Below are 16,633 nucleotides of genomic sequence, written 5' to 3' on the forward strand. Positions count from 1 at the left end.
GCGGGCGACCACAATGTTCATCATCCGGCAGACACTCTCCTGCCCTCTTTTATTACCCACCAAAGGGAACGAGCAATGAACAACTTTAATCTCCATACCCCAACACGTATTTTGTTTGGTAAAGGCGCGATTGCTGAGCTGCGCGATCAAATTCCTCAGGACGCTCGCGTACTGGTTACCTACGGCGGCGGCAGCGTGAAAAAAACCGGCGTCCTGGCACAGGTTCAGGACGCGCTAAAAGGCCTGGATGTGCTGGAGTTTGGCGGTATCGAGCCAAACCCGTCTTACGAAACGCTGATGAACGCAGTAAAAATCGTGCGTGATGAGAAAGTGACGTTTCTGCTGGCAGTAGGTGGCGGTTCAGTGCTGGACGGCACCAAATTCATCGCGGCAGCGGCACAGTACGCTGACAGCATCGATCCATGGCGCATTCTGGAAACCCACGGCAGCGACGTAACAAGCGCCATCCCGATGGGCTCCGTATTAACCCTGCCTGCAACCGGCTCTGAATCTAACTCCGGCGCGGTAATTTCGCGTAAAACCACCGGCGATAAACTGGCCTTTATGACCCCGTTTGTGCAGCCAGTATTTGCCGTACTGGATCCGGTTTACACCTACACCCTGCCGCCGCGTCAGGTTGCAAACGGCGTTGTGGATGCTTTTGTTCATACTGTGGAACAGTATGTGACTTATCCGGTAGACGGGAAAATTCAGGATCGCTTTGCCGAAGGCATTCTGCTCACGCTGTTAGAAGAAGGTCCGAAAGCCTTGCAGGAGCCGGAAAACTACAACGTGCGTGCGAACGTCATGTGGGCGGCAACCCAGGCGCTGAACGGCCTGATTGGCGCAGGCGTACCGCAGGACTGGGCAACGCATATGTTGGGCCATGAACTGACCGCAATGCATGGTCTGGATCATGCTCAAACGCTGGCCATCGTTCTGCCAGCGCTGTGGAATGAAAAACGTGATACCAAGCGTGCCAAACTGCTGCAATACGCAGAGCGTATCTGGAATATCACCGAAGGTTCCGACGACCAGCGCATCGACGCCGCCATTGCCGCTACCCGCACTTTCTTCGAACAAATGGGTGTACCCACTCGCCTGTCTGACTACGGCCTGGACGGTAGCTCTATCCCGGCATTGCTGGAAAAACTGGAAGCACACGGTGGTACGCAACTGGGCGAACATCAGGACATTACGCTTGAAGTCAGCCGTCGGATTTACGAAGCAGCCCGCTAAGGTTTTTTAACCTCCGCCTTTCGTTTTTGGGTATTTATACCAGGCTTAAGTCACACCTAACTCACCGGGGGCTGCCCCGGTGACTGTAATCCAGGGGGGGAATTATGACCGGTCCAACCATTATCAAACTACAGGATGGTAACGTCATGCCGCAACTGGGCCTGGGGGTCTGGAAGGCAAGCAACGAAGAAGTCATCACCGCCATTCATAAAGCGCTGGAAGTGGGGTATCGCTCAATTGATACCGCTGCTGCGTACAAAAACGAAGAAGGTGTCGGCAAAGCAATACGCGATGCTGGCGTACCACGGGACGAGTTATTCATCACCACCAAGCTGTGGAATGATGACCAAAAACGCCCCCGGGAAGCCTTGCTCGAAAGCATGGAAAAACTCCAGCTTGATTACCTCGATCTATACCTGATGCACTGGCCGGTTCCGGCGATCGACCACTACGTTGAAGCGTGGGAAAACATGATCGACCTGCAAAAAGAAGGTCTGATTAAGAGCATAGGCGTGTGCAACTTTCAGATCAATCATCTCCAGCGGTTGATGGATGAAACCGGCGTACCTCCAGTAATTAACCAGATCGAACTTCATCCGCTTATGCAACAGCGCCAACTGCACGCCTGGAACGCAACGCATAAAATCCAGACCGAATCCTGGAGCCCGCTGGCGCAGGGCGGCAAAGACGTCTTTGATCAAAAGATCATCCGTGACCTCGCCGAGAAATATGGCAAATCACCGGCGCAGATTGTCATCCGCTGGCACCTGGATAGCGGGCTGGTGGTGATTCCGAAATCAGTCACCCCGGCGCGTATCGCAGAAAACTTTAACGTCTGGGACTTCCGCCTGGATAAAGACGAATTAGGCGAAATCGCGAAACTCGATCAGGGCAAACGTCTGGGGCCAGATCCGGATCAGTTCGGCGGTTAACCCCTTCCCTCCAGCCCGACACTCTCGTCGGGCCTTTACTGATTTGAAATATCAGGAAACAATTCACGCACATATATTGATGTATTTCTTGCAGTCGCTGGAGCAGCATTACGCAACATAACCTGTTAATTATTAAATAAATATATTTATTTGATGAATATATTCACCATATCCATAGGTGCGTAAACGTGACTGAGAAAAAAAGTAGCGGAGTCAAATGGCTCCCATTAATTCTTATAATATTCATTTCTGCCGGACTGTGGCAACTTACCCCTCCCTCGGGGTTAAGTGCGCCAGCCTGGCATTCGGCAATTATCTTCGTCGCGACGATTGCCTCTATCGTGGCAAAAGTTTTACCCATCGGCGCGGTCGGCATTATTGGGATTACGGTTTTTGCACTCGCCTATGCTGCCGGGGATAAAACCGCCAGCGGCGCTATCACCACGGCACTGAGTGAGCTGAACAGTTCACTTATCTGGCTTATCGTCGTGGCTTTTATGATTGCCCGCGGATTTATCAAAACTGGCCTCGGACGACGCATTGCGCTGCAGATGATCCGTCTGCTCGGCAAGCGCACGCTGGGACTCGCCTATGGTCTGGCTTTTGCCGATCTGATCCTCTCCCCGGCAATGCCGAGTAATACAGCACGCTGCGGCGGCGTCATCTATCCGATTGCTGACTCTCTGGCACGCAGTTTCCATTCAAACCCGGAAGATGAGTCCCGCAGTAAAATCGGTACCTTTCTTATCACCTGTATTGGCAACGTCAACGACGTCACCGCCGCGCTCTTTATGACCGGCTATACCGGCAACCTGTTGGCGGTGAAACTGGCGGCCAATGCAGGCGTCACGCTGACCTGGGGCAGTTGGTTCATGGCGGCGCTGCTGCCTTGCCTGGTCTCTTTGCTGCTGGTTCCACTGCTGGTCTACTGGATTGTACGCCCTGAAATCAAACACACGCCGGATGCCCCGAACCTGGCGCGCAAAGAGCTGGCGGAAATGGGCAGTATGTCTCGCGGCGAATGGCTGATGCTGGCTACCGTCGGCGTACTGCTGGTGTTATGGATTTTTGGCGATACGTTAGGCGTCGACGCCACCACTGCCTCGTTCGTGGGGCTGTCCATTTTATTGCTAAGCGGTGTTCTGAGCTGGGAAGATGTGAAGAGCGAGAAAGGTGCATGGGACACACTGATTTGGTTTGCCGCGCTGTTGATGATGGCGAACCAGCTGAAAAAACTGGGCTTCACCACCTGGTTTGGCAATCTGATCGGCGATAGCCTGAGCAGTACTATGCACGGTACCAGTTGGGTGATCGTCCTGCTGCTGCTGAACGCCGCCTACTTCTATACCCACTACTTTTTTGCCAGCGGTAATGCACAGATTGCCGCGCTGTACGCCGTTTTCCTCGGCGTCGGTCTGCATCTGAATATTCCCGCAGCCCCCACGGCATTAATGCTGGCCTTCACCAGCAGTTTGTACTGCTCGCTCACCCAGTACACCCACGCTCGCGGTCCAATCCTATTTGGTGCCGGGTATGTTCCAACGGGCGTCTGGTGGCGCACAGGATTTATCATCAGCTTGTTTAACCAGGCGGTGTTTATCACCGTGGGTCTGGTGTGGTGGAAGGTGTTGGGTCTGTACTAAACTGACTGCGTCCTGACGAATCACCTTACCTGCGGAGAAAAGGAATGACCTGTATTTTCTGTCAAATCGTTGAAGGTAAAGCACCCTGCCACAAGGTCTGGGAAGACGAGCACCATCTGGCTTTTCTGTCGATTTTCCCGAACACCGACGGTTTTACCGTGGTGATCCCGAAAAAGCATTACCCCAGCTATGCCTTCGATATGCCGCCGCAGGCGTTGGCTGACCTGATGCTGGCAACCCAAAAAGTGGCTAAGAAACTGGATAAGGCTTTCCCGGATGTCAGTCGTACGGGGATGTTCTTCGAAGGTTTCGGCGTAGACCATGTGCACAGCAAATTAAGCCCCATGCACGGTACTGGCGATCTAACCCACTGGAAACCGATTGAAGCGCGGCAGACCAAATTTTTCGAGCAGTATGAAGGATATCTGTCGTCACACGATCATGAACGGGCAGATGATGCAAAACTGGCCGCATTAGCGGCCAGAATTCGTGAAGCATAAATACTGAGTCTCTCTGCCGGATGGCGGTCTTCAAGCCCGGTAAGTATTTCACTACCGGGCAAGACAGATTAGCGTCCCGCTACTTTCCCGCGTTTTTTGTTTGCGGCAGGCGTCTGACGCTGGTGCGCCACCGGAGTGTGCTTGGTCAACGCTGGACGGGTATGACGATTCTGGCGACGCGCTTCGCGCATCTCTTCCAGCGTAGGTGCCGGAACCAGACATTCGCGACGACCACCGATCAGATGCTTTTTACCCATATCTTCCAGCGCCTGGCGGATTAACGGCCAGTTAGCTGGATCGTGGTAACGCAGCAGGGCTTTATGCAAACGACGCTGCTTATCACCTTTCGGCACCACCACGTCTTCACTCTTATAACCAATTTTACCCAGCGGGTTTTTCCCGGTGTAATACATGGTTGTGGAGTTCGCCAACGGCGATGGGTAGAAGTTCTGCACCTGATCCAGGCGGAAACGACGTTGTTTCAGCCACAGCGCCAGATTCACCATATCCTCGTCACGCGTACCCGGGTGCGCGGAAATAAAGTACGGGATCAGGTACTGCTCTTTACCCGCTTGCTTAGAGTAGGTATCGAACAATTCCTTAAAGCGATCGTAGCTGCCCATCCCCGGCTTCATCATCTTCGACAGCGGGCCTTCTTCAGTATGCTCTGGCGCAATCTTCAGATAGCCGCCAACGTGATGGGTCGCCAGCTCTTTGATATAACGCGGGTCTTCAACCGCGATGTCATAACGCACGCCCGAAGCGATGAGGATCTTTTTAATGCCTTTCAAATCACGCGCTCGACGATAAAGGTTAATCGTCGGTTCGTGGTTGGTGTCCATATGCGGACAGATATCCGGGTAGACGCATGACAGACGACGGCAGGTCTGTTCCGCGCGCGGTGACTTACAGCGCAGCATATACATGTTTGCCGTTGGGCCGCCGAGATCGGAAATCACGCCGGTAAAGCCCGGAACGGTGTCGCGAATGGCTTCGATTTCATTGATGATCGAGTCTTCAGAGCGGCTCTGGATGATACGACCTTCGTGCTCGGTGATCGAACAGAACGAACAGCCGCCAAAGCAGCCACGCATAATGTTGATCGAGAAACGGATCATCTCATAGGCCGGAATGCGGCTGTCGCCATACGCCGGATGCGGCACGCGCTTGTACGGCAGCGCAAAGACGCTATCCATCTCTTCGGTAGAGAGCGGAATGGCTGGCGGGTTGATCCAGATGTAGCGATCGCCGTGCTTTTGCATCAGCGCACGCGCACAGCCTGGGTTGGTTTCGTGGTGCAGGATACGCGACGCATGCGCATACAGCACTTTATCGCCCTTCACTTTTTCGAAGGACGGCAGCAGCACGTAGGTTTTTTCCCACGGTTTCGGGCGCGGCGGCTGTACGGTTACCGCTTTCGCTTCCTGCTTTTTCGGTGCGACCGGTTTGTTGTCAGCACACGGCAGATCTTCACCATACGGATGCGGGATCGGGTCAATCTTGCCCGGCGTGTCGAGGCGCGTGGAATCCACCCCACTCCAGCCCGGCAGCGCTTCTTTAACCATAATCGCAGTGTTACGCACGTCGCGGATCTGATCGATGGTTTCGCCCATCGCCAGACGATGCGCCACTTCCACCAGCGGACGTTCGCCGTTGCCGAACATCAGCATGTCGGCTTTGGAATCCACCAGAACAGAGCGGCGAACGGTATCAGACCAATAGTCATAGTGCGCGGTACGGCGCAGGCTGGCCTCAATACCGCCGAGAATAACCGGCACATCTTTCCATGCTTCTTTACAGCGCTGGGTATAGACCAGCGTGGCGCGGTCCGGACGTTTGCCCGCAACGTTGTCCGGTGTGTAGGCATCGTCATGGCGCAGTCGGCGATCTGCGGTGTAGCGGTTGATCATCGAGTCCATGTTGCCTGCGGTCACACCAAAGAACAGGTTCGGTTTACCCAAACGCATAAAATCGTCTTTGTTGTTCCACTCCGGCTGGGCGATAATCCCTACGCGAAAGCCTTGTGCTTCCAGCATACGTCCGCAAATTGCCATGCCAAAGCTGGGATGATCGACGTATGCATCGCCGGTAACCAGAATGATGTCGCAGCTATCCCAGCCAAGTTGGTCCATTTCGTCGCGTGACATCGGCAAAAACGGTGCCGGGCCAAAACAGGCAGCCCAGTACTGCGGCCAGGAGAAAAGGTCTCTGTCCGGCTGGATCAGGGATATTGCGCTCATAATGCTTCCAAAAATGGTAAAAAAATAATCAAAGGCCGAGGATTATACGCTGTATATCGGCAAGAAATGAAGTGGAGTCTGAACCAGACCAGTAGAAAGTTATATAAATTGTTAAATTTTACGACGATCATTTTTATCAATCATAATTAACACCATGCCAGCCAGCTGAGATAACTCTTTTTCGGCGGGGGATTTTTCATTGCGACTCAACGATTCACTGCATATTTCCCAGTTACGGGTTGTTGTTCACCTGTGCGGATTTCTGGTTCTTCTCTACAGCTTTTCTATGCTGCCACCGATGCTCATCGCTTTGTTAAATAAAGAGCGGAGCTTGTTCGCTTTTTTCAGCACATTTATGACTTTCTTCACCCTCGGCGGCGGGGCGTGGTTGGCAACCAAACATGCGGGTATTCAACTGCGCACCCGGGATGGTTTCGTCATTATCGTCCTGTTCTGGCTGTTGTTTTCGTTTATCAGCGCGATGCCGATGTGGATGGACGATGGCTTAAACCTCTCTTTTGCGGATGCCCTGTTTGAAGGAGTTTCTGGAATTACCACTACAGGCGCAACGGTGATTGATGACGTCAGCGCCTTGCCGAAGTCGTATCTGTACTATCGGGCTCAGCTCAATTTTATTGGCGGTCTGGGTGTTATTGTCCTCGCCGTAGCGGTATTGCCGCTGCTGGGTATTGGTGGCATGAAGCTGTATCAGTCTGAAATGCCAGGCCCTTTTAAAGAAGAACGCCTCACGCCAAGACTTGCTGATACTGCACGTACGCTGTGGATGACCTATGTCATTCTGGGTCTGATCTGTACTCTGGCCTACTGGGCTGCCGGGATGTCGTTTTTCGACGCCTTATGCCACGGGCTTTCGACGGTCTCTCTCGGCGGATTTTCCACTCGCAGCGAGAGCATCGGCTTTTATAACAGCCATGCCATTGAGCTTGTCGCCGGGATATTTTCACTGCTGTCTGCATTTAACTTCACCCTCTGGTACGTTGCTATCGTGAAACGTACCTTCAAACCCTTTCGTCGTAATGCCGAATTGCGTTTCTTTTTGCTTATTGCGTTGGTGGTCACTCTGATCGCCACCTGGCAAGTTTGGCGGGCAGGCATGTACGGATTAACGGACAGCCTGGTGCATGCTTTTTTTCTGGCCAGTTCGATGCTGACAGATAATGGCCTGTCGACGGCGGATTACGCGCAGTGGCCTTCGCACACGATCTTCATGCTGCTCAGCGCCAGTTTCTTCGGCGGTTGTGTGGGATCGACCTGCGGGGGGATTAAGGTGCTGCGCTTTTTGATTATGTTCAAGCAGTGCCGTCAGGAGTTACACCAGCTCGCGCATCCCCGTGCCCTGCTTAACATCAAAGTGGGCAATAGCGTGGTAAGCGACCGGGTGGTGCGTTCGGTATGGAGCTTTTTCTTTCTCTACGTTTTGTTCACCAGCTTTTTTATCTGGGCGCTCAATCTGATGGGCTACGATCTATTCTCCTCTTTCGCCACCGTCGCCGCCTGCATCAACAATATGGGGCTAGGATTTGGCGTCACCGCCACGACATTTGGCACCTTAAACGAGGAAGCAAAGCTACTGATGTGCACGGCCATGATCATGGGGCGTCTGGAGATTTACCCCATTCTGATCCTGTTCTCGCGCATGTTCTGGCGGGCGTAACGAATATCCTGGCGCATTACGGCGCCGGGTTCACCAACATCTGTCCGATTGAGCCACGATCCGCCATTTCCAGCGTCTGGCTATTAAAGTAGAACGGGAAATGGGCCCAGGAAGGCTGTCCGTAATAAACCAGTAATTCAACCTGGCCATCAACCCAGACAGTATCTTTCCAGCCTCTGTCTTCCGGGAACGGCATCGCGCCATTCACATTACGGATCAGGAACGAGACGCCTTCAATATGGAAGGACTGGGGCATATCCGCCCGCACCGTCCAGCGCTCCCAGGAGCCCTGCTGGGCAGTAATATCCATACGATTGACGTCCCACAGCTGACCGTTGATGCCAGGATCGTCGTCCAGGCTGATATCACGGCTGCGAATCGGCGAACCGCTGAGGATTTCCGTTGGCAGCAGGCGCATTGGCAGGCTGTCAGTCACCAGCGGCAGAAGACCTGTCGGGCGCAACGTCAATACCAGCGTGGAGATGAGAATACTGGAAGGCTCAAAGAACCCGCGGATCCTGTCGACAATACTGGCCGCCTCACCACAGGTGATAGAGACCTCATTACCATTAGTCATATCCACCAGGATCTCACGACGCTCGCCCGGAGCCAGCGAGAGCTGCTTCACCGAAACAGGCGCAGGTAAAAAACCCTGATCGCCGGAAATCACATGCAGAGCACGGCCATCACTCATTTGCAGCTGGTAACGACGCGAGTTTGAAGCGTTCAGCAAACGCAAGCGCACCCAGCCGCGGGAGACTTCGACATACGGGCTTTGCGCCCCATTGACCAGCAGCGTATCACCGACAAAGCCACCGCTGCCGGGCTCGCTGTATTCCGGCGTGCCAAAGTTGTCCAGCCGCTTGTCCTGGATAATGACCGGAAAATCATCCACGCCATAGTGGTTGGGAATAGATAGTGATTTACTCACTTCATCTTCAACCAGCCACATCCCGGCAAGACCGTTATAGACCTGCTGAGCAGTACGATTTGGCGTATTAGCGTGATACCACAACGTGGCGGCATTCTGGCGAATCGGTAGCACCGGCGCCCAGTCAGCATTCGGGGACATCATGCGCGCCGGGCCGCCCATCAGCGGGCCAGGTACCTGTAACCCGGCGACGGTCATCGAGACATTTTCAGTCAGACGGTTGCTGTAGATAAGCTTGACGTCATCCCCTTTCCAGACGCGGATTGTCGGTCCCAGATAGCGGCCGTTAATTCCCCAGACAGGTGCGCGCGTGCCTTGCGTAAAGGACCAGTGCGCACGTTGCAGCGTCATAAATAGCGGCTGCCCCCGGCGGGATTCCAGCAGCGGAGGCACGGGTAACGGTTGTTGCTGACCGGCAGCATTAGCCTTCAGCGGAACAGCACCTGCACACAGTGCGATCCCCGATGCCTGAATGAACTGACGCCGACTGAATGACATATAAACTCCATAAAAAACTGGCTATTAACACGCAGGAAGCCATTTCCTGTAAAAAACCCGAATTGCGCGGATTAAACCTTACCGGCGGCTTCCCGCTCAGCAACTTCTTTATCGAGTTCTGCGATTTTTTGTTCCATCAGCGTGCGGCAATGCGCTGCCAGTTCACGAACCTGATCTTTCCCAAAGTGGCTAATATCCACCGGCGGCAACATCTCGACAATCGCCAGACCATTATTGAGTCGATTGAGTTTTATCTTGTTCGAGGTCGTGGAAACGCACACCGGAATGACCGGGACACCAGCAGCAATCGCTGCATGGAACGCGCCGGTTTTAAACGGCAGCAGACCGCGACCACGGCTACGCGTTCCTTCCGGGAACATCCAGATAGAAATGCGGCGTTTTTTGAAATGATTCACCACGGCAGCAATGGTGCTGTGTGCTTTTGCGCGGTTGTTTCTGTCAATCAACAGGTTACCGGTTAACCAGTACAACTGCCCGAAGAAAGGGATCCACAGCAGGCTTTTTTTACCTACTGTCACCGTCGGCGGCTGAACGATATTCGCAGCGGTAACCATGTCATAGTTGTTCTGATGGTTACAAATATAGATAGCATTACCATAGTTCTGCGCGTCTGCCGGCATGCGGCACTCGACCTTCAGGCCATAAAGGGGAGCCAGGCGGCCAAACATATGACCGAACGTTGCGACGTGTTTTGGATTTCGTGGGCTGAACAGACAGTATATGCAACCGAAAATACAGACCAGAACGCAGTAAATAACAGTAATAATTAAACGAAAAATATATAGCATAACAACCTCTAAGGCCTAAGAGCCTGGCATTTTACGTCACCTGATTCATCATGCGGTATCAGGTTAGGGCTTTGTTAAGGGCGGCTCTCTGGAAAAGCGTATTGTTAATCGCAACGCACGAATAAACAACGGTTTCACGGGAATTTTTAACGTAGGCTCTCCCTGGGCTTTAACAGGGAGAGCCGGACGGTAGCGTTATTCTTCGCTGTCGCCGTGACTGGCGCGTCGAGGCGAGTCAATCTCAATGCTGTCGATACGCTGCAGACCACGCATTAGCGTGCCGCGACGACCGCGCTCACCGGTCACTTTCTGCAACTCTTCAGGACGCAGTTTGATTTTGCGCTTACCGACGTGGATGGTCAGCGTGCTCTGCGGCGGCAGCACGTAAAGTTGCGCCAGACCATCCTCGCCTTTCGCCGCTTCCGCTGAAGGGATATTAATGATCTTGTTCCCTTTGCCTTTCGACAACTGCGGTAAATCGCTCACCGGGAACATCAACATGCGACCGGCCTGGGTAATAGCCAGTAGCATGTCGGTTTCATCTTCAATCACCACCGGCTGCATCACGCGCGCATTTTCTGGCAGCGTAATCAACGCCTTACCAGCACGGTTACGTGCGACCAGGTCATTGAAGGTGCAGACAAAACCGTAGCCCGCATCGGAGGCCATCAGCAGTTTCTGATCGTCACCTTCCATCAGCATGTGCTCAACCGTCGCGCCTGGCGGCAGCGTGAGCTTCCCGGTCAGCGGTTCACCCTGACCACGCGCCGACGGCAGCGTAATCGGGTCGATGGCATAGCTGCGTCCGGTCGAGTCCACGAACACCACCGGCTGGTTGCTCTTACCCTTCACTGCCGACTTAAAGCTGTCGCCCGCTTTATAGCTTAATCCCGGTGCATCGATGTCGTGGCCTTTGGCGCTACGCACCCAGCCACTCTGGGACAACACAATGGTCACCGGCTCAGATGGCAGCATGTCGTGCTCGCTCATCGCCTTCGCTTCTTCGCGCTCCTGCAACGGAGAACGACGATCGTCGCCATAGGCGTCTGCATCGGCCTGCAGCTCTTTCTTCAGCAGGTTACTCATTTTACGTTCGGAAGCCAGAATGGCCTGCAACTGATCGCGCTCTTTCGCCAGCTCATCCTGCTCACCGCGGATTTTCATCTCTTCGAGTTTGGCAAGGTGGCGCAATTTCAGCTCAAGGATGGCTTCAGCCTGGGTTTCAGAAATGCCAAACCGCGACATCAGCTCAGGCTTAGGTTCATCTTCATGACGAATAATTTCGATGACTTCGTCAATGTTGAGGAACGCCACCAGCAAACCTTCAAGGATGTGCAGGCGCTTGAGCACTTTTTCCAGACGATAATTCAGGCGGCGACGCACGGTATCGCGGCGGAACGCCAGCCATTCGGTGAGGATCTCCAGCAGGTTTTTCACCGCCGGACGACCATCAAGACCGATCATGTTCAGGTTGATACGGTAGCTCTTTTCCAGATCGGTAGTGGCAAACAGGTGGTTCATCACCTGCTCCATATCCACACGATTCGAGCGCGGGACAATCACCAGACGGGTCGGGTTTTCGTGATCCGATTCGTCGCGCAGGTCGTCTACCATCGGCAGCTTTTTATTGCGCATTTGAGCAGCGATCTGCTCCAGCACTTTTGCCCCGGAAACCTGATGCGGCAGCGCGGAAATCACCACCGCGCCGTCTTCTTTCGTCCATACCGCACGCATACGTACGGAGCCGCGCCCGTTTTCGTAAATCTTACGAATTTCCGCGCGAGAGGTAATGATCTCCGCTTCGGTCGGGTAATCCGGCCCTTGCACGATATCCAGCAACTGATCCAGCGTCGTTTTCGGCTGCTCAATCAGGGTAATCGCTGCTTTTGCCACTTCACGCAGGTTATGTGGCGGAATGTCCGTTGCCATACCAACGGCAATACCGGTCGTGCCGTTCAGCAGAATATTTGGCAGACGCGCAGGCAGCATCTTCGGCTCCTGCATGGTGCCGTCGAAGTTTGGCACCCAGTCCGACGTTCCCTGACCGAGTTCGCCCAGCAAGACTTCCGCATATTTAGACAGGCGTGATTCGGTATAACGCATCGCCGCGAAGGATTTCGGGTCGTCTGGCGCCCCCCAGTTCCCCTGCCCGTCAACCAGCGGGTAACGGTAAGAGAACGGCTGAGCCATCAGCACCATCGCTTCATAGCAGGCGCTGTCGCCGTGCGGATGGTATTTACCCAGCACGTCACCGACGGTACGGGCGGATTTTTTAAATTTGGCGCTGGCATTCAGCCCCAGTTCGGACATCGCGTACACGATGCGACGCTGAACGGGTTTCAAACCATCGCCAATAAACGGCAACGCCCTGTCCATGATGACGTACATGGAATAGTTCAGATAGGCGTTTTCCGTGAATTCATGCAGCGCCAGGCGCTCTGCCATATCGCTCATTAATCGTGGTTCCTCAACTTTGTACCCCTCTATTGAAGGGCAATATTGCCGCAGATACTACCCTATCTGGCGTGTTGAGTCACAAAGAAAAGGGCCGCGAATGCGGCCCTGATGGGGATTACTTAGCAACTTTGGTAATCTGTTTCACGTCGATTTCAACGGAGTTCCAGTCTTTATCCACTTCACCCTGGATTTCAACCACATCCTGCGGTGTGACGGTTACGCCGTTCCAGCGCTTGTGGTCGATATCCACATTCACCGTGCCGGTCGCATCTTTAAACACGTACAGGTCGTCGGAAATACGCTCAACGATGTTCCCGCGCAGGGTAACCCAGGTGTCATCACGCAGTGATTTGGCGCTTTCTACCGTCGTGCTGCTACCGTTCGGGCCGACAAATCCGCCGTTTTGGCTCTGCGTGGTGGTTGTCGTTGGCCCAGAGAAGCCGCCCTGCTGAGCTGCCAGAACAGGTGCGGAACACAGTGCCATTACGGCAACCATTGCAGCTAATTTTTTCATCGTCATGTCTCCCTTTCATGTTGGTTTACGACTATTAAATAAGTTAATCCTTAACAAGTTCTTAAGGCAAAAAAAGATACTTTTTTTGCTGTACAGAGACTGTAGCCACAGGTTTACTGACTGCAAATGAGTTATCGCAGGGATGAACATATGCGTATTTTACTGATCGAAGATGACACGTTGATTGGCGATGGACTGAAAACAGGTCTGAGTAAAATGGGTTTCAGCATCGACTGGTTTACCGAAGGTCGTCAAGGGAAAGAAGCACTCTACAGCGCACCTTATGATGCGGTAATCCTCGACCTGACGCTGCCAGGCATAGACGGACGGGACATTTTGCGCGAATGGCGAGCCAACGGAAAGCAGGAGCCTGTGCTGATTCTGACCGCTCGCGACGCGCTGGCAGAACGCGTTGAAGGCCTGCGCCTGGGCGCAGATGACTATCTGTGCAAACCCTTTGCGCTGATCGAAGTTGCCGCCAGACTGGAGGCACTGGTACGTCGTGCCAGCGGCCAGGCCAGCAACACATTGCGCCATGGTCAGGTAACGCTCGATCCCGGCGCATTGGTTGCCACGGCGGCGGGTGAACCTTTGTCACTTAAACCTAAAGAGTTCGCGCTGCTGGAACTGCTGATGCGTAACAAAGGTCGCGTCCTGCCCCGCAAACTGATTGAAGAAAAACTGTATACCTGGGACGAAAACGTCTCCAGCAATGCGGTTGAGGTCCACGTCCATCACTTACGCCGTAAGCTCGGCAGCGACTTTATCCGTACCGTGCATGGCATTGGCTATACCCTGGGTGACGCATGAAACTCACACAACGCCTCAGCCTGCGAGTCAGGCTAACGCTTATTTTTCTGATTCTGGCATCAGCGACCTGGGCCGTATCCAGTTTTGTGGCCTGGAGGCAGACTACCGATAATGTCGATGAACTGTTTGATACGCAGCTGATGCTGTTCGCCAAGCGGCTTAGCACGCTGGATATCAGCGATGTCACCACCTCAAGCACGATGGCCCGCACGCCAAAAAAACTGAAACATGGCCATATTGATGACGACGCACTGGCGTTTGCCATCTACTCCACCGACGGCAAAATGGTGCTACACGATGGCGACAATGGCCAGGATATTCCCTACAGCTACAGCCGGGAGGGGTTTAGCTACGGCCAACTCAGGGGAGACAACGATTCCTGGCGCTTCCTGTGGCTGAATTCCGCTGATGGAAAATATCGCATTGTGGTGGGCCAGGAGTGGGAATACCGGGAGGATATGGCGCTGTCGATCCTTACCGCACAGTTAACCCCGTGGCTGGTTGCGCTGCCGCTGATGTTGCTGATCCTGGTGGCCATGCTGAGTCGCGAACTCAGGCCGCTAAAAAAACTGGCGCAAGCTCTGCGCTGGCGCGCCCCAGAGTCAGAAGAACCGCTCGACCCGAAAGGTGTGCCAAGCGAAGTGCGCCCGCTGGTTGAATCGCTTAATCAGCTGTTTACCCGTATCCACTCTATGATGGTCCGCGAACGACGCTTTACCTCTGACGCTGCTCACGAGCTGCGCAGTCCGTTGACCGCGCTGAAGGTGCAAACCGAAGTGGTGCAACTGTCAGACGACGACCCGCAAACGCGGGAAAAAGCGCTGGTGCAGCTGCATGCGGGAATTGAACGCGCCACCCGACTGGTCGATCAGCTCCTGACGCTTTCGCGCCTCGACTCCCTCGATAATCTTCAGGATGTGGCAGAAATCTCGCTGGAGGAGCTACTGCAATCCGCGGTGATGGATATCTACCACCCGGCCCAGCAGGCGCATATTGACGTACGTTTGCAGATTAACGCACACAATATAACGCGCACAGGACAGCCGCTGTTGCTGAGCCTGATGGTACGAAATCTGCTGGATAATGCCATTCGCTACAGTCCGCAGGGGAGCATTGTGGAAGTGACACTCAACGCCCGTAACTTCAGCGTCAAAGATAATGGTCCTGGCGTTGCGCCGGAGGTACTTACACACATCGGTGAACGCTTTTATCGTCCGCCGGGACAAAGCGTGACTGGCAGCGGTCTCGGTCTGTCGATTGTCCGCCGTATCGCGATATTACATGGGATGTCAGCCTCGTTTGGCAATGCCCCGGAAGGTGGCTTTGAAGCAAAAGTCAGTTGGTAATTGCGTTATTGTTGCTCACATAGCAAAAGACTTTGCACATTTTGCTAATTTCACCGCACCGCTGGTGGGAGTAAAATCGTCCTCAAACGTATTTCCTTGAGGACACAAAATGAGCAACATTCTAATTATCAACGGGGCGAAAAAATTCGGCCATTCTAATGGTCAACTGAATGACACCCTGACCGAGGTCGCGGACGGTATCCTGCGCGACCTCGGGCATGATGTTAAAGTCGTACGCGCAGACAGCGATTATGACGTAAAAGCAGAAGTGCAGAATTTCGTCTGGGCCGATGCGGTTATCTGGCAGATGCCTGGCTGGTGGATGGGCGCACCGTGGACCGTGAAAAAATACATCGATGACGTGTTTACCGAAGGTCACGGTACGCTGTACGCCAGCGACGGCCGCACACGTTCAGATGCCTCTAAAAAATACGGCTCCGGCGGGCTGATTCAGGGCAAAAAATACATGCTGTCCCTGACCTGGAACGCACCGATGGAAGCCTTCACTGAAAAAGACCAGTTTTTCCATGGCGTTGGCGTTGATGGCGTCTATCTCCCGTTCCATAAAGCAAACCAGTTCCTGGGAATGGAAGCGCTGCCGACCTTTATCACCAATGACGTGATTAAAATGCCGGACGTCCCGCGTTATATCGCAGAATATCGCAAGCATCTGACCGAAATTTTTGGTTAACTGGTAACCTGGAATTAGAAGGAGTTAACCATGCTTACCGTTATTGCAGAAATCCGTACACGTCCAGGTCAACATCACCGCCAGGCGGTACTGGATCAGTTTGCCAAAATCGTTCCGACCGTACTGAAAGAAGAAGGCTGCCACGGCTATGCGCCGATGGTGGATCATGCCGCAGGTGTGAGTTTTCAGACCACAGCGCCAGATTCAATCGTGATGGTTGAGCAGTGGGAAAGCATCGCGCATCTTGAAGCGCATTTGCAGACCCCGCATATGAAAGCCTACAGCGAAGCCGTGAAAGGTGACGTGCTGGACATGAATATTCGTATTCTGGAGTCGGGCATTTAAGAT

The 16,633-nt window shown here is 53.7% G+C and carries 14 protein-coding genes; 9 read left to right on the plus strand and 5 right to left on the minus strand.

The features are described 5' to 3' along the window. Positions 1 to 75 precede the first annotated feature (75 nt). From yqhD to OGY18_RS13695, 4 genes are all read left to right on the plus strand, one after another. Complete coding sequence (yqhD, locus tag OGY18_RS13680) at positions 76 to 1,239, plus strand: alcohol dehydrogenase (protein ID WP_286553357.1); 1,164 nt, start codon at positions 76 to 78, stop codon at positions 1,237 to 1,239. Positions 1,240 to 1,343: 104 nt separating this feature from the next. Continuing rightward, on the plus strand, positions 1,344 to 2,171 hold the full coding sequence (gene dkgA, locus OGY18_RS13685; protein ID WP_008785816.1) for a 2,5-didehydrogluconate reductase DkgA: 828 nt from the start codon (positions 1,344 to 1,346) through the stop codon (positions 2,169 to 2,171). 188 nt (positions 2,172 to 2,359) lie between these two features. Next, the gene (locus OGY18_RS13690; RefSeq protein ID WP_286553358.1) at positions 2,360 to 3,814 is read left to right on the plus strand and encodes a DASS family sodium-coupled anion symporter; all 1,455 of its coding nucleotides are present in this window, start codon (positions 2,360 to 2,362) and stop codon (positions 3,812 to 3,814) included. 44 nt (positions 3,815 to 3,858) lie between these two features. Then, the gene (locus OGY18_RS13695; protein WP_181510211.1) at positions 3,859 to 4,314 is read left to right on the plus strand and encodes an HIT family protein; all 456 of its coding nucleotides are present in this window, start codon (positions 3,859 to 3,861) and stop codon (positions 4,312 to 4,314) included. A gap of 68 nt (positions 4,315 to 4,382) precedes the next feature. Here OGY18_RS13695 and OGY18_RS13700 read toward each other — a convergent pair whose 3' ends face one another. After that, the gene (locus OGY18_RS13700) at positions 4,383 to 6,554 is read right to left on the minus strand and encodes a YgiQ family radical SAM protein (protein WP_003024532.1); all 2,172 of its coding nucleotides are present in this window, start codon (positions 6,552 to 6,554) and stop codon (positions 4,383 to 4,385) included. Positions 6,555 to 6,753: 199 nt separating this feature from the next. Here OGY18_RS13700 and OGY18_RS13705 point away from each other — a divergent pair, with 199 nt between their 5' ends. Then, positions 6,754 to 8,229, plus strand: coding sequence for a TrkH family potassium uptake protein (locus tag OGY18_RS13705; RefSeq protein WP_286553361.1), 1,476 nt, complete (start codon positions 6,754 to 6,756; stop codon positions 8,227 to 8,229). A 16-nt stretch (positions 8,230 to 8,245) separates the two neighbouring features. Here OGY18_RS13705 and ftsP read toward each other — a convergent pair whose 3' ends face one another. The 4 genes from ftsP to OGY18_RS13725 all read right to left on the minus strand — a co-directional run bounded on the left by ftsP (position 8,246) and on the right by OGY18_RS13725 (position 13,438). Then, entirely contained in the window at positions 8,246 to 9,658 is a 1,413-nt protein-coding gene (ftsP, locus tag OGY18_RS13710; protein ID WP_008785819.1) for a cell division protein FtsP, read from the minus strand. A gap of 71 nt (positions 9,659 to 9,729) precedes the next feature. Further along, the gene (plsC, locus tag OGY18_RS13715; RefSeq protein ID WP_003024540.1) at positions 9,730 to 10,467 is read right to left on the minus strand and encodes a 1-acylglycerol-3-phosphate O-acyltransferase; all 738 of its coding nucleotides are present in this window, start codon (positions 10,465 to 10,467) and stop codon (positions 9,730 to 9,732) included. Between the two features lie 195 nt (positions 10,468 to 10,662). Further along, the gene (gene parC / locus OGY18_RS13720; RefSeq protein WP_003828391.1) at positions 10,663 to 12,921 is read right to left on the minus strand and encodes a DNA topoisomerase IV subunit A; all 2,259 of its coding nucleotides are present in this window, start codon (positions 12,919 to 12,921) and stop codon (positions 10,663 to 10,665) included. A gap of 118 nt (positions 12,922 to 13,039) precedes the next feature. After that, positions 13,040 to 13,438 (minus strand): YgiW/YdeI family stress tolerance OB fold protein, encoded by a 399-nt coding sequence (locus OGY18_RS13725; protein ID WP_003024544.1) that lies wholly within the window; start codon positions 13,436 to 13,438, stop codon positions 13,040 to 13,042. A gap of 150 nt (positions 13,439 to 13,588) precedes the next feature. On the opposite strand from OGY18_RS13725, the gene qseB reads away from it, so the two are divergent. From qseB to OGY18_RS13745, 4 genes are all read left to right on the plus strand, one after another. Next, on the plus strand, positions 13,589 to 14,248 hold the full coding sequence (qseB, locus tag OGY18_RS13730; protein WP_003024547.1) for a quorum sensing response regulator transcription factor QseB: 660 nt from the start codon (positions 13,589 to 13,591) through the stop codon (positions 14,246 to 14,248). Beyond that, positions 14,245 to 15,594, plus strand: a complete 1,350-nt coding sequence (gene qseC / locus OGY18_RS13735) for a quorum sensing histidine kinase QseC (RefSeq protein ID WP_286553363.1) — start codon at positions 14,245 to 14,247, stop codon at positions 15,592 to 15,594. The genes qseB and qseC overlap by 4 nt, the downstream gene beginning before the upstream one ends. A gap of 109 nt (positions 15,595 to 15,703) precedes the next feature. Further along, positions 15,704 to 16,285 carry an NAD(P)H-dependent oxidoreductase gene (locus tag OGY18_RS13740; protein ID WP_003828397.1) on the plus strand — a complete coding sequence of 194 codons (582 nt, stop codon included), beginning with the start codon at positions 15,704 to 15,706 and terminating at the stop codon, positions 16,283 to 16,285. Between the two features lie 30 nt (positions 16,286 to 16,315). Beyond that, positions 16,316 to 16,630: a putative quinol monooxygenase gene (locus tag OGY18_RS13745; protein ID WP_003024557.1), complete on the plus strand. Its 315-nt coding sequence runs from the start codon at positions 16,316 to 16,318 to the stop codon at positions 16,628 to 16,630. The last annotated feature ends 3 nt before the right edge of the window (positions 16,631 to 16,633 follow it).

Source organism: Citrobacter sp. Cpo142, assembly GCF_030332425.1.
GTDB lineage: Bacteria > Pseudomonadota > Gammaproteobacteria > Enterobacterales > Enterobacteriaceae > Citrobacter > Citrobacter portucalensis.

Coding starts and splice junctions, on each gene's coding strand:
- yqhD (WP_286553357.1), top strand. CDS start 76: ATGAACAACTTTAATCTCCATACCCCAACACGTATTTTGTTTGGTAAA.
- dkgA (WP_008785816.1), top strand. CDS start 1,344: ATGACCGGTCCAACCATTATCAAACTACAGGATGGTAACGTCATGCCG.
- OGY18_RS13695 (WP_181510211.1), top strand. CDS start 3,859: ATGACCTGTATTTTCTGTCAAATCGTTGAAGGTAAAGCACCCTGCCAC.
- OGY18_RS13700 (WP_003024532.1), bottom strand. CDS start 6,554: ATGAGCGCAATATCCCTGATCCAGCCGGACAGAGACCTTTTCTCCTGG.
- ftsP (WP_008785819.1), bottom strand. CDS start 9,658: ATGTCATTCAGTCGGCGTCAGTTCATTCAGGCATCGGGGATCGCACTG.
- plsC (WP_003024540.1), bottom strand. CDS start 10,467: ATGCTATATATTTTTCGTTTAATTATTACTGTTATTTACTGCGTTCTG.
- parC (WP_003828391.1), bottom strand. CDS start 12,921: ATGAGCGATATGGCAGAGCGCCTGGCGCTGCATGAATTCACGGAAAAC.
- OGY18_RS13725 (WP_003024544.1), bottom strand. CDS start 13,438: ATGAAAAAATTAGCTGCAATGGTTGCCGTAATGGCACTGTGTTCCGCA.
- qseB (WP_003024547.1), top strand. CDS start 13,589: ATGCGTATTTTACTGATCGAAGATGACACGTTGATTGGCGATGGACTG.
- qseC (WP_286553363.1), top strand. CDS start 14,245: ATGAAACTCACACAACGCCTCAGCCTGCGAGTCAGGCTAACGCTTATT.
- OGY18_RS13740 (WP_003828397.1), top strand. CDS start 15,704: ATGAGCAACATTCTAATTATCAACGGGGCGAAAAAATTCGGCCATTCT.
- OGY18_RS13745 (WP_003024557.1), top strand. CDS start 16,316: ATGCTTACCGTTATTGCAGAAATCCGTACACGTCCAGGTCAACATCAC.